Raw genomic sequence first — 12,990 nt, 5'->3', positions numbered from 1 at the left:
ACGTCTCGTTCGTTCAAAGGCGCACGTAAGGCATCGAAGCGCGCATGGTCTCCAAACACCGTCGGCAAGCCGCGTTCCGGCGCCTTCATGAATCGCTCGTCGATCTGATCGCGCTCTTCAACCTGCCGCAACGCGACGAGGCCCTCATCGCCGAGGCGGGCATCGATCTCGACCGTGCCCTGTTCCTCCTGCTCGTGGGCATCCAGCGGTTCGGGCCGATCGGCGTGGTCGAGCTCGCGGAACGGGCGGGACGCGACCACACCACCGTGAGCCGGCAGGTGGCCAAGCTCGCCGAGCTCGGCCTGGTCGAGCGGCGTCCGAGCCCCGCGGACCGACGGGTCAAGGAAGCGGTGATCACCGGCGAGGGCCGCCGGGTCACCGACGCGCTCGACGCGGCCCGGCAGAGGCTCGCCGCTCCGGTGTTCGCGGAGTGGAGCGACAGAGACCTCTACCAGTTCGAACGCATGATGCGCAGGTTCGTCGACGATCTGCAGGCCCAGTCGGCGATCGAGAAGGAACAAGACGGCTGACCACGCCCCGGGCGACCCGGATGTCCGGGCCCGGCACGATCTTCGCCCCGCTCGGGCCCAAGACCACGACGATCAACGTGTTGACCACGCCGCCGGTCCCCGACGCCGCGAAGGTGGTCGTCGCCGGGCACTACGTTGTCACTTCACGGAGCGAGGGTGATCTCGGCCAGCTCGCGCCAGTCACGCCGCCGACCGTCGTGGATCGCCTCGGTGAACAGGATCTCACCGAGGCGATTCCGCGTCTCCGCGGTGATCCTGGACGCGTCGGGCTGCGAACGATCCGGTGTGCCGCGTACGCCGTCGCTCGCCGCGAGCAACCGCACGGCCTGCTCGTACTGTCCCCGGCGCAGCGCGAGATCCGCGACCCCGATCAACACTTCGGCGATCAGCGGCGGATACGCCGTCTCCACGGCCGCGCGCAACGCCTCGGCCCGATGCGCGCGGGCCTTTTCGAGGTCCTCGGTGAGGTAGCCGTACAGATCCATGACCCTGGCGCGGGCCATGTCGGTCAGTTCCGTCTCGCCCAAGGTCGCCCGCATCGTGGCCAGGTGCTGGTACGCCTCGTCCGGCTCGCCGCGCCGGCGCGCGAGCTGCGCCTTGGACCACGCCAGGTCGGCGAGCGTGTCGGGCCAGGCCATCCCGCTCGCGCAGCGCTCCGCTTCGGCCATGGCGGACGTGCTGGAGCGCTCATCGCCGAGCAGCCAGTACAGGTGGGCCTGCCGCGCCCGGAGGCTGACCACGTCCTCGGTCGCGCCCACCTCGGTGAGCGCCACGGCCGCCTCCTCGTAGTGCTCGCACGCGCGGGCGAACTCGCCGCGCATGGCGAGCCGGTCGGCCAGGAAGGCCAGCGCCAGCGAGATCCCCATCCGGTCACCCAGCGTGCGGAACTCGGTAAGGGCGATCTCGGCGTCGTCGTCCACATCGGTCACGTCGCCGGTGAGCGTGAGCCGCAGGCGGCCACGAGTGAGCCTGGCCTGCGCGCGCACCCACGGATCGTCGTCGGTGATGAGCGGCTCGAACGCGGGCAGGAACTCCGTCGGCTCCCGCAGCATCCGCTCCAGCGGCGCGACGAACCCCAGCAGCGGGTTGCGGTACCCGCTGCGCTGGGTCAGCCGGTGCGCCTCGTGGATCCACTCCTGCGCCTCGTACTGATCGCGGCCGGGCGCGGAGGTCAGGAACACCGACACCAGGGTGTACGCCATCGCCCGTACCTCGTCGGAGACCTCACCCCGCAGCGAGGCCGCCGCGACGCTCAGCTCGGTGCCCTCGGCCCGCTGCCCGCTGAGGTAGTAGTACCAGCCCGCGGCGGCGACCAGCCGCATCGCCTCCTGGGCCCATCCCTCGGCGATGGCCCCGCGCAGGGCCGCACTGATGTTGTCGTGCTCGGCCTGGAGCGTGGACAGCCATTCCAACTGCTCGGCCCGGCGCAGGTACGGATCGGCCGTCTCGGCCAGCTCGGTGAAGTAGGCGAGGTGCGCCCGGCGCGCCGGCTCGGCCTCCCCGGCTTCGGCGAGCCGGTGCGCGGCGTACTCCCTGATGGTGCCGAGCATCCGGTAGCGCGGCGAGTCTTCGCCGTCGGCGAGCAGCAGCGACTTCTCGATCAACGCGGTCAGCACGTCGAGCACCTGCTCCCCGGCGAACGTCTCGCCCCCGCACACGCGTTCGGCCGCCTCCAGGCTCGCCCCGCCGGAGAACACCGAGAGCCGCCGCAGCACGCCGCGTTCGGCCTCGGACAGCAGGTCCCAGCTCCAGTCCACGACCGCGCGCAGCGTCTTGTGCCGGGAAAGCGCGGTACGGCTGCCGCTGGTCAACAGGCGGAACCGGTCGTCGAGCCGGCGCGCGAGCTGATCGATGGACATCGTGCGCAGCCGTGCCGCGGCCAGTTCGATCGCCAGCGGGATCCCGTCGAGAGCCCGGCAGATCCGCGCCATGGCCGACAGGGTGTGCGCGTCGGAGCCGATGTCCTTGCGCACCAGCTCCGCGCGGTCGCGCAGCAGCCGCACCGCGGGCGAGGACCCGATCTCGGCGGGGTCGGCTCCCGTCGCGGGCAGCGCCAGGGGCTCGACCTGCCACAGCATCTCCCCGGTGATACCGAGCGGCTCTCTGGTCGTGGCCAGAATCCGCAGCCTGCGGCACTCACCCAGGAGCCGGTCCGCGAAAGCCGCGGCCTCCTCGATCACGTGCTCGCAGTTGTCCAGGATCAGCAAGATCGCGCGCTCCCGGAGCGCGGCGATGAGCCGATCCATCGGTTCCCCACCCCGCGCGTCACCGAGCACAGGCTGGTCACGCAGGCCGATCGCGGTGAGGGCGGCCTGCGCCAGGTCACCGCCTGCCCGCACCGAGGCCAGTTCGACCAGCCACGCCCCGTCCGGCAGCTCGGTGAGCATCGTGCGCGCGGTCTCGGTGGCCAGCCTGGTCTTGCCGGAGCCGCCCGGCCCCGTCAAGGTGACCAGCCGGTGCTTGATCGCCAGACCGGCGACCGCGGCGATGTCATCGTCCTTGCCGACGAAGCTCGTCAGCTCGGCGCGCAGGTTCGTCCTGTGGTTCTCCGCCCGCTCGCCCAGCTCGCCCCGCAGCAACGCGGTGTGCAGCGCGGCGAGCTCGGCCGAGGGATCGGCGCCCAGCTCCTCGGCGAGCCGCTCGCGCGTCCGCTGGTACAGGGTCAACGCCTCGTTGCCGCGCCCCGCCTCGGCGAGCGCTCGCATCAGGGCCGCCACGAACCCCTCCCGCAGCGGGTACGCGGCGACCAGTTCGGTCAGCTCGGAGATCAGCTCCGAGCCGCGGCCGAGGCGGATATCCGCATCCACCCGATCGCCGAGCGCGGCGACGTAGAGCTCGTCCAGACGCGTGACCGCGGCGTCGAAGGCGTCGCTGTCCTGCAGTGCGATGTCCGCCATGGCCGTACCGCGCCACAGTGCCAGGGCCGAGCGCAGCAGCTCCGCCCGCGCCGCGGGCTCGGCGGCCCGGGCCTGGCCCACCAGGTGCTCGAACCGGCACACGTCCACGGCGTCGGGAGCCACGGCCAGCCGGTACCCGCCGGAGTCCGCCTCGATCAGGCCGTCGGGCAACACCCTGCGCAGCCTGGACACCAACGCCTGCAAGGCGTTCACCTCGTCCGCGGGCGGCCGTTGCCCCCAGATCCAGTCCACCAGCCTGGCGCGCGTGACGATCCGGCCGGGTTCGAGGGCGAGCGCGGCGAGCAGTGCGCGCAGCCGAATCCCCGGAACCTCAACCACGGCCCCATCCTGGTTCCGGACCTCGAACGGCCCGAGCAATCCGACTCGCACATCAGCAATTGTGCCGAACCCCGGCGACGACCGGCCAACCGCCGATGCGCGGTACCTGAGCGTCGCCAAGACGTTCATGAGGACGGCGCTGGAGGACGTCGAGTTGCACCGCCAACCGCGAAAGTGGTGCCGCCATCACCAGCGTGAGCTCCGCCTTCTCGTACGGGCCGGGCTCGGCGAGCGTGGGTTGCCGAAGGTTCGCCGCTGGAGGCCCAGCCCCCGCACTGAGAGGCACACATTCGTGAAGGCATTGCAGTACACCGCGTACGGCGTCCGCCCGGTCGTCACCGATATCCCCAAGCCGGACCCCGGCCCGGGCGAGGTCCTGGTCCTGGTCGCCGGGGCGGCGCTGAACCCGCTCGACGTCAAGATCGGCGCCGGTCACGCCAAGGACTTCTTCCCGATCGCCTTCCCCTCGGTGGTGGGCACCGACCTCGCCGGGACCGTCGAGCGGATCGGGCCCGGCGTCTCCGGCTGGAACATCGGTGACGCGGTGATCGCGCGTACCGACCCGATCTCGGGCGGAGCCGTCGCGGAGTACGCCGCCGTCCCTGTCGCGAACCTCGCGGCCGCCCCGGCCGCGGTCCCGCTCGATCTCGCCGCCGGCCTGGCGACCGCGGCCGGTACGGCGTGGCAGGCGGTGGTCGAGATGGCGGAACTCCAGCCCGGTCAGACGGTGCTGGTTCACGGCGGCGCCGGGGGCGTCGGCGGTTTCGTCATCCAGTTCGCCCGGAAGGCGGGCGCCCGCGTCGTCACCACCGTCTCACCGGCGGGTGCCGAGATCGCCAGGAAGCTCGGCGCGCACCATGTGATCGACTACACCACGACCGACTTCCGCGTCGAAGCCCGGCACGCGGACGTGGTCATCGACCCGATCGGCGGGGACACCGAGACCGCCTCCCTCGACGTGCTCTCCCCGGGCGGTCTGCTGATCAGCCTCAACGTCCCGCCGGATGTCGAGCGTGCCGCCGGCCGCGGGATCCGCGCCGAGTTCCTGTTCCACAGCACCGACGCCGATCGCCTCGCCAAGGTCGCCGCCGCGGCCGACGAGGGGCTGGAACTCGTCGTCGATCGCATCGTCCCGCTGCCGGACGCCGCCTGGGCGTTCGACCACCTCGCCGAGGGCCACGCCAAGGGCAAGGTCGTCATCCAGCCGTGACGAGATACACCGGACGGCCCGGACGCCATCCGCACCGTCCAGGCACCGACCCCCGCCCCAGGCCCTGAGCAGGTCCGCGCCCGCGTCGCCGAAGCGCCGTCAACGTCGCGGTCGATCCGGCCACCCCGAGCAGGCGAGGCGCGACGAAGGGCTCAGCGCGTCGGATGCCGGTCCGTGCCGATGTCCTGGCCGCCCAGGACGTCGAGCAGGGCGAGCTTCTCGGCTGAGTCGCCGCCGACCGGCGCGGTGAACCAGAGCAGGCGCTGGGTGCCGTCCTCGCTCAGCAGGCTGAGGCAGTCGAGCTCGATGGCGCCCAGTTCCGGATGTATGAGGCGCTTGCGGTCGGCCCGCCGTACGGCCACCTCCTGGTGCGCCCACAGGTCGGCGAACTCGGCGCTGGAGGACAGCAGCTCGCGGATGAGACCGGTCACCTGCTCGTCCCCGCCGCGGCGCGCCGCCACGGCCCGCAGGTCGGCGACGAAGACGCGAGACTGGTGATCATGCTCGTCGGGGTGGTAGCGGGAGCGGGCCTCCGGATCGGTGAACCACCGGTAGACGAAGCTGGCCTCGCGGCCCTTCGCCGTGCTGATCGGCCCGAGGAGCGCGGTGGCCAGGCGATTCTGGACGAGGGTGGCGTGCAGGTCGGTGATCACGGCTGCCGGCGTCGTGGGCAGCCGCTCCAGGAGGTCCAGCATGCCGGGGTGCACGTGCGCGGCGAGACCGTGCCGCGGCGGAACCGGGCGGCCGGCCAGGAAGTACAGATGCGACCGTTCGTCCTCCGTCAGCCGGAGGGCGCGGGCGAGCGCCGCCACCATCTGCTCCGACGGCTGCGCGCCGCGCCCCTGCTCAAGCTGGTTGTAGTAGTCGGTCGAAGCCCCGGCCAGCACCGCCACCTCGTCCCGGCGCAACCCGGGAACCCGGCGCCGCGTCCCGACCGGCAGTCCCACCTCCGCGGGCTGGATGCGGTCCCGCCGCGACCTCAGGAACTCGCCGAACTCACGCAGATCCATGGCCGCCATTGTGGGCCAACGCCATAAACGGGGGCAGGCGACGCCATCACCACCTTCCGCTCCTGACCCAGCCGCAGGATCTACCGTCCCCCTTCCGCGAGACGAGCGATGGTCATCTTTGGGCTCGGTCGGTTGCAGCCCGGGACGCGATGTCGATGCCGGCCGAGCGCATTCCTGCCTCGAACAACGCCGCCGGCCTGGCCCAGGCCGGCTTCTGCTCGTGTCCGTGGTGGTCGAGCAGGCTGCACCGGATCGCGGCGCCGGCGCGAGCCCGGAGTCCGGCCGGGATGGGCAGCAGCGAGGGGTGCGCGAGATAGCAGTCCTGTCCCGGGTCGATGGCGGGATGATCAGCCTCCCGCCTCAGCCACTTACGGCATTCGACCCGAGCCCTTCCGCGATCATCCCGAAGCCGGAGTGCCCCGGCCGGAGGCATGAAAGTCCATCACCCATCGCTACGAGGCCCGTCGTCAGTAGATATTTCGGAGGACACCGGATTCGATGACGATGAGAGCGCCGATGGCCATGAACACGCCGGGGACGATCCATCGTCCGTGGTGTTCGACGACCTCGATGACCTTCTTGTGCGACCCGAGCCATGATCCGGCTAGGCACCAGACGGCGACGCCGATGGCGAAGACGCCGATGGTCACTGTGGTAGGGCCGGCGCCGATGGTGCGGAAGACGGGGGTGTAGACGGAGAGGTTGTCGGCTCCGTTGGCGATCGTGACTCCAGCCACCGAGATCATGTTGGAGGCGACGGCGGGGGCGTGGTTTTCGCCGTTGTTCCTGGCTCGGATGGCTGAGACGAGGCTGCGCACGCCAAGCGCGAAGGGAAGCAGGCCGAGCAGGCCGACCCAGTCGTCCGGAAGGATCGTCAGCCCAAGGGCCGCGATCACGGACACGCTGACCAGCACTGCGATCCCCGCGTACTGCCCTGCCCAGATTTGCCACACCTTGGGACTACCGGTGGCACGGGATGACAGGAACAGCACGGTCAGGACGATGATGTCGTCCACGTTGGTGCCGACGAACATGCCGGCGGCCGTAAGCAGGGTCCCTACGATCCCATCCACGGCTCAGGAATCTATCCGTCCGAGCTGTCGAGTGACGCGGCCCGCGGAATTGGGCTTCCCCTCGTGACATGGAGACCGAACCGGGAGAGGTTTGGTCGTGGCGGGAACCACGAGGCGTCGCTTTGATCCTGAGTTCCAGGCCCGAGCGGTGAGGATCGTCAAGGAGACCGGCAAGCCCGTCTCGCACGTCGCGCGAGCTCTTGGTGTCAACGAGTACACCCTGCATAACCGGGTGCAGATGGGTCCCCGCGGTCATGGAGTCGATGACCAGCACGACGAGTGCTCCCCGCGCACGCGCGCCGGAGTACGCCTCGTCGTAGCCGCGGCCGACCGGTTCGCCGGTGGTCACGGCGAGGAACCTGCCACTGGCGGTGTCGAGCGTCTTGCCCTCGTCGGTGAACGGCCCCAGAGGGAACGTCGCCGTGCGATGGTCGTGCAGGACGCGTCCGGTGGCCGCGTCGTACACCACCACGCGGCTGTCGCCCATCTGCGCCGCCGGTCCCATGAGCAGGGCGATGATCCCGCCGTCGGGGGAGAACACGACCTTGAGCGGCGAGTTCTCCCCCCGGGGCGCGGGAACCGACCACATCTCCTTCACTTTCGTGAGGTCGATCAGCCTGACCCGGTGCGGCGACTCCACGATGAGCAGTCGCGTGCCCGTCCGGTCGAAGCCCGTGCCCGTCATGAACTCCTCCGACGTGACGGGGAACCGCGCACCTCACGGCGGCCGGGCAGGGCCAGGAGCCTGACCTCTTGGTCCCGGGGGTCGTGCACCGCGGCCCACCGCCCGTCGGGGCTGAGCACGGCCGGCCCTTCCATCGGCGTGGACGTGATGCGCGGGGCGAGGTCCACGGTCACCACGGCGTCGTCCATGACACGCGCAGGTCACGGCCCGCGAAGGCGACCAGGTGACGGCCGTCGAAGCGCAGCCGGGCACCGTTCCTGGCGCAGATGTGGCACGTCCACTCCAGGGTCTGCCGGAAGCTGTCGTTCCGGACGCGCCCGGTGGCCGCGTCCAGGAGGGACACGCCGTCCTTTCCCGCGCAGGCCAGGGTCCGGCCGTCCTCGAGCTGGGCAGAGGCTGGGATCGTCAGAGGCTAGAGTCATGCGTATGTCGTCGGGGATGGGCGGGAAGCCCGAGTTGCTCGGACGGCGTTCGCAGGCGGCGTGCGAGCCGGCATTCGTGGGCCGGGAAGAGGAGCTCGCGCTTTTCAGGGCGGCGCTGTCCGGCGGCCGGTGCAGCGTGCTCTACGTGCACGGCCCCGGCGGCATCGGGAAATCGGCGCTGCTGCGGCGCTTCGCGCAGGAGGCGGCGGTCGCCGGGTGGTCGGTGGCCAGGGTGGATGGGCGGACGCTGGATCCCTCGCCTGCGGCGTTCGAGGCCGAGGCGGAGGCGGTGCTGCGTGACGAGCGGGCCGTACTCCTGGTGGACACCTTCGAACGGATCCAGGGGTTGGAGGGCTGGCTGCGGGAGCGCTTCCTGCCGCGGTTGCCCGTGGGCGCGCTCGTGGTGATCGCGGGCCGGTTCCCGCCGGACATGCGGTGGCAGGCCGATCCGGGCTGGGCCGAGGCGCTGGAAGTGATGTCCCTGCGCGATCTGCCGCCTCAGCATGCCAAGGCGCTGATGGACTGTTGCGGGGTGACCGACGAACTTCGGGAGCCGCTGCTGGCGTTCGCCGGTGGTCACCCGCTGGCACTGCTGCTGGGGGCCGCGGTGGCGCTGGAGGACGGCGGGGCGAGCCGGCGCTGGATGCCCGACCGGGACGTGGTGGCGACTCTGCTGGACCAGTTGGTGGGCGAGGTTCCCTCGAACGCCCACCGGCACGCTCTGGAGATATGCGCGCACGCGTACATGACGACGGAGGATCTGCTGCGCGCGGCTATGCCGGAGGACGCCGCGGCGATGTTCGACTGGTTGCGGCGGCTGCCGTTCGTGGAGTCGAGCGGCAGCGGGCTCTACCCGCACGACGTGGCCCGGGAGGTGCTGGAGGCCGACCTGCGATGGCGGGATCCGCAGGGCTACGCGGCGATGCACGACCGTATCCACGCGTACCTGGCGGAGAAAGTGCGCACGGCGGCCGACCACGACGCGCTGAGCGCGGTGGCCGCGCTGTGCTACCTGCATCGCGGAAACGCGTCCATGGACGCCCCGCAGGGCGGGTACGACGAGGGCGAGATCCAGGAGGACGTCGTACGGGCCGAGGACGCCGGCGCCCTCCTGCGGCTGGCCATCGCCGCCGAGGACGAGGTATCGGCGGCGCGCGCCGGCTTCTGGGTGAAGCGCCGGCCGGAGGCGTTCCGGATCTACCGGCGGACGGAGACCGGTGAGCCTGTGGCCTGTCATGCGTGGCTGCGTCTCAATGAACCCGACGAGGCCGAATGCGCGGCCGACCCCGTCGTGGCCGCGGCGTGGGCGCACGCGCGCGCCACCGCGCCGCTGCGCGCCGGTGAGCATCTGGCGGTCGGCCGGTCGTGGGTCTTACCCGGTCATCGCGGCAATTCGCCGGTCATGGATTTGCTGCAGTGGCGGATGATCGCCAACTGCCTGAGATCGGAGCGGATGGCGTGGTCGTACCTCGCGATTCGCCGGCCCGGCCAAGACCAGGTGGAGTGCTTGCGGCGGCACGACATGCACGACATCGCCGTGATCCGGCACCTGGGCGACGAGCCGTACACCTTGTTCGCCCACGACTGGCGGGCGGTGCCGCCGCAGGTCTGGCTGGAGCGCCTCGACCGAGCGCAGAGACGCGACCCGCCCGGCGCCGCGACCGCGACGATGGGGAGACTGGCGGTGCTGTCGCGGGAGGAGTTCGCCGAGGCGGTCCGCAAGGCGTTGCGCCACCTGTCGCGTCCGGACGCGCTGGCCGGCTCTCCTCTGACACGCAGCAGGCTCGTCGCGGAGCACGGCGAGAGGGATCATCCCGCCAGGGCGCTGCGCGATCTGCTGGAACAGGCAATCGATTCGCTGCGCGAGGACCCGCGCTCGGCCAAGTTCCACCGCGCGCTCGACGCCACCTTCCTCCACGCCGCTCCGACCCAGGAACTGGCCGCCGAACGTCTCGGCCTGCCCTTCGCCACCTACCGGCGCCACCTCGTCTCCGGCATCGAGCGGATCTGCGCCCAACTGTGGCACCGGGAGTTGTACGGCGCAGATCCGGCCCACTCGCGGTGAGCCGCCCTTTGAGCTTCTGGAACGCGGCATCGACCTCGCCTTCGAACGTGCTCTCGCAGGGCGAACCGGACGGCTGCTGCAGCCGGGGTCTTCGGGTCTGCCTCGCGCCCATGGAGGCGCCGAGGTGACCAGGCCGGCTGTGTCCGCTCCGTGACAGGAGCGTGCTGAGCGGCGAATGGCCTTCCGAATGAGCAGTCGCGCGGCCGATGCTGATCCTGTGCACGACCACGTGAATGGCGACGACACGCACGACGACGATCGCGCGGCCCTCACGCCTGGCGTCGAACCGCACGCTCGTTCCGCTACCTGTCGTCGAGCCCATGGCCCGGGAAGGGGCGGAACCGCCATGACGCTGGTGGGCAGGAAGACCGAGATGGCGCAGATCCTGGACATCGTCGAGGGCAGGACGAGCGGGCCGCGGTTACTGCTCCTGCTCGGCGAGGCCGGCACGGGCAAGACCAGTTTGGTGACGGCCGCCGCCGAGCATGCGCGTGATGACAATACGCTCGTGCTGATGTCTCAGGCCGGCGAAGCCGCGTCACAGCAGTCCTTCGCGTCCTTGCACCGACTCCTTCTCCCGCTACTGCCCGACGTCGGCATGCTCGCCGAACATCTGCGCCGAGCACTCGAGACGGCCTTGGGCATCGCTGCCGCCGAGGGACAGCCTGACCCGATGCTCCTGCACATGGCCGCCTTGACCCTGCTGACAGGCGTCTCCCGGCGGCAGCGCGTACTGCTGGTCGTCGATGACGTCCAGCACTTCGATCGGGATTCTCTCGACGTTCTGCGCTTCGTGATGCGTCGGGTCGCGATGGAGGATGTCTCGGTGCTGCTCGCGGCGCGCGGGCAGACGCCTCCGGAGGGTGTGGCCGCGGACGTGCCCACGTTGCTTTTGGGGCCGCTGGCCGAGCAGGCCGCCGCCGAACTGGTGGACGCGCAGCCGTATCCGCCGGTGGGGCGGGCGCGGATCGATGTGCTGGAGCAGGCTCAGGGCAATCCGCTGGCGATCATCGAGTTGTGCCGGGCGGTCAGGACGGGTGGTGCGCGGGCGTTGCCGGGTGACGGGTTGTCGCAGACGCAGCGGATTCAGGAGATGTACGTGGCACGTCTGCGTGCTTTGCCGCAGGTCACTCGGCGGTTGATTCTGTACGCGGCGGCGTCGGAGTGTGAGGACCTGGCGACGATCATGGCGGCGGCGGGTGTGGGGCGGGATCTTTCGGTGTGGGCTCCGGCGGAGGGTGCGGGGTTGGTGAGCGTGGTGGCGGGGCGGGTGGTTTTCCGGCATCCGTTGGTGCGTGCGGGGTGTTATCAGGGTGCTCCGGCTTTTGTGCGGCAGCGGGTGCATCGGGATTTGGCGGGTGTGCTGGTGTCGGATCCGGCTGGGCGGGCGTGGCATTTGGCGGCGGCGTGTCTGGGGCGGGATGAGGTGGTGGCGGCGGCGTTGGAGGATAGTGCGGAGTTTGTTTTGCGGCGTGGTGGCTATTTCGCGGCGGCGCGGGCGTTGGAGCGTGCTGCGGAGTGCAGTCCGGTGGGTGAGGATGGGGCGCGCCGGTATGCCAAGGCGTTGCGGGCCGTCAACAATGTCGGGGATCCCTCGTGGGCCCGCGAGCTGTACGAGAAGATCACTGCGCTGACCGAGGACCGTGACCTGCTGGCTCTCGCGGCCCGCGGCGGCGGCCTGTCGCTGTCGCTGTCCGGCCACCAGCGGCAGGGTTTTCAGGTGCTGATGAGCGTGCTGGAGCCGGACCCGCCCAGCGACCGCGCGATCGTGATCGCCCTGGCCGCCGTGCTCAAGGGGATCGCGTTCCAGTCGGGCCTGCCCGAGTTCAGGCGTCCGATCGCGGCTCTGCTGGACGAGCCGGAGACGGGAAGCCACGACACGCTCTCTTCCGAGCCGGCGATGGCCGAATCCTTGACCGCGGTGCGGGCCATGTCCTTGGCCGGAACCGACCCGAGGACCGCTCCCGAACTGCTGCGGCGGGTCCGGCGGCCGAACGTGCCGGAGCCGCACGCCGGCTTTGCGGAAATGACCCGGTTGTTGGCGTTCGCCGGAATCGCCTGGTACGCCGACGAGTCCGACCTCGCCGTGGAGTCGTTGCGGCAGGCGTACGCCCTGTTCGCCGCGTACGGCTCCATGGGCACTGCCGTGCTCTCGTTCGCGCCGATGGCCTCGGCGTTGATCGACACCGGGCGGTGGGCGGAGGCCGACCGGCATCTGGAGGAGGCCGCGACGTGGGCGGCCGTCTACAAACTGAGGCATATCGAGATCGATATCGAGGCGCTGCGGATCACCCTGGCCGCCATACGCGGACAGCGGGTCGGCATGCCCGCCGACACCACGTGGACGGCGGTCGACCTGGAGGAGAATCGGGCCACGCACACGCGTCTGCTGCGCGCGGCCGGTGCCGCCGCCGCGGCGGCGGGGGATTTCGATGGTGCCTTCCGTCACTTGCGGCAGTGTTTCGGCGAGGACGGTGCTCCCTTGCACTACTTCTTGTCGCATCGGGTGATCGCCGACCTGGCGGTGGCGGCGCATCGTACGGGCCGGCGGGAGGAGGCGGCGCGTGTGGTGGCGGCGGTGCGTGCCGCGCTGGGGTCGCGGCCGACGGCGCGGATGACGCTGCTGCTGCATCACGCCGATGCGTTGACCGGAGGTGCGGATGGGGCCGAGCATCACTTCCGGCTGGCGACGGTCAATCCGGCGGGTGAGCAGTGGCCCCTGGCGCGGGCGCTGGCCCGGCTTCACTACGGTCAGTGGT

At 70.8% G+C, this 12,990-nt stretch carries 8 protein-coding genes and 1 pseudogene; 5 read left to right on the top strand and 4 right to left on the bottom strand.

Annotated features, from left to right (window positions below):
* The first annotated feature begins 44 nt into the window (after window positions 1-44).
* The gene (locus HNP84_RS00035) at window positions 45-530 is read left to right on the top strand and encodes a MarR family winged helix-turn-helix transcriptional regulator (protein ID WP_185047235.1); all 486 of its coding nucleotides are present in this window, start codon (window positions 45-47) and stop codon (window positions 528-530) included.
* Between the two features lie 143 nt (window positions 531-673).
* Here HNP84_RS00035 and HNP84_RS00030 read toward each other — a convergent pair whose 3' ends face one another.
* Window positions 674-3,766 (bottom strand): AfsR/SARP family transcriptional regulator, encoded by a 3,093-nt coding sequence (locus HNP84_RS00030; protein WP_312923184.1) that lies wholly within the window; start codon window positions 3,764-3,766, stop codon window positions 674-676.
* Window positions 3,767-4,058: 292 nt separating this feature from the next.
* On the opposite strand from HNP84_RS00030, the gene HNP84_RS00025 reads away from it, so the two are divergent.
* Window positions 4,059-4,976 carry an NADP-dependent oxidoreductase gene (locus tag HNP84_RS00025; protein ID WP_185047233.1) on the top strand — a complete coding sequence of 306 codons (918 nt, stop codon included), beginning with the start codon at window positions 4,059-4,061 and terminating at the stop codon, window positions 4,974-4,976.
* Between the two features lie 152 nt (window positions 4,977-5,128).
* On the opposite strand, the gene HNP84_RS00020 is transcribed toward HNP84_RS00025, so the two are convergent.
* Window positions 5,129-5,986 (bottom strand): helix-turn-helix transcriptional regulator, encoded by an 858-nt coding sequence (locus tag HNP84_RS00020; RefSeq protein ID WP_185047232.1) that lies wholly within the window; start codon window positions 5,984-5,986, stop codon window positions 5,129-5,131.
* 467 nt (window positions 5,987-6,453) lie between these two features.
* Window positions 6,454-7,020: a cadmium resistance transporter gene (locus HNP84_RS00015; protein ID WP_185047231.1), complete on the bottom strand. Its 567-nt coding sequence runs from the start codon at window positions 7,018-7,020 to the stop codon at window positions 6,454-6,456.
* A 136-nt stretch (window positions 7,021-7,156) separates the two neighbouring features.
* On the opposite strand from HNP84_RS00015, the pseudogene HNP84_RS56640 reads away from it, so the two are divergent.
* Window positions 7,157-7,231, top strand: a pseudogene (locus HNP84_RS56640) (hypothetical protein); the annotation flags it as partial.
* 682 nt (window positions 7,232-7,913) lie between these two features.
* Here the strand turns inward: HNP84_RS56640 and HNP84_RS52410 are convergent.
* On the bottom strand, window positions 7,914-8,087 hold the full coding sequence (locus HNP84_RS52410; RefSeq protein ID WP_246517687.1) for a hypothetical protein: 174 nt from the start codon (window positions 8,085-8,087) through the stop codon (window positions 7,914-7,916).
* An 83-nt stretch (window positions 8,088-8,170) separates the two neighbouring features.
* Here HNP84_RS52410 and HNP84_RS00010 point away from each other — a divergent pair, with 83 nt between their 5' ends.
* Together HNP84_RS00010 and HNP84_RS54655 are read left to right on the top strand one after the other, a co-directional pair.
* On the top strand, window positions 8,171-10,231 hold the full coding sequence (locus HNP84_RS00010) for an ATP-binding protein (RefSeq protein WP_246517686.1): 2,061 nt from the start codon (window positions 8,171-8,173) through the stop codon (window positions 10,229-10,231).
* Window positions 10,232-10,577: 346 nt separating this feature from the next.
* A partial coding sequence (locus HNP84_RS54655; protein ID WP_185047229.1) for an AAA family ATPase occupies window positions 10,578-12,990 on the top strand: 2,413 nt, incomplete at its 3' end.

The organism is Thermocatellispora tengchongensis, assembly GCF_014202315.1.
In the GTDB taxonomy this organism is placed as follows: Bacteria; Actinomycetota; Actinomycetes; order Streptosporangiales; family Streptosporangiaceae; genus Thermocatellispora; species Thermocatellispora tengchongensis.
Note: the sequence above shows the minus strand (reverse complement) of the source record. Positions and strands in the feature narration are given on the sequence as shown.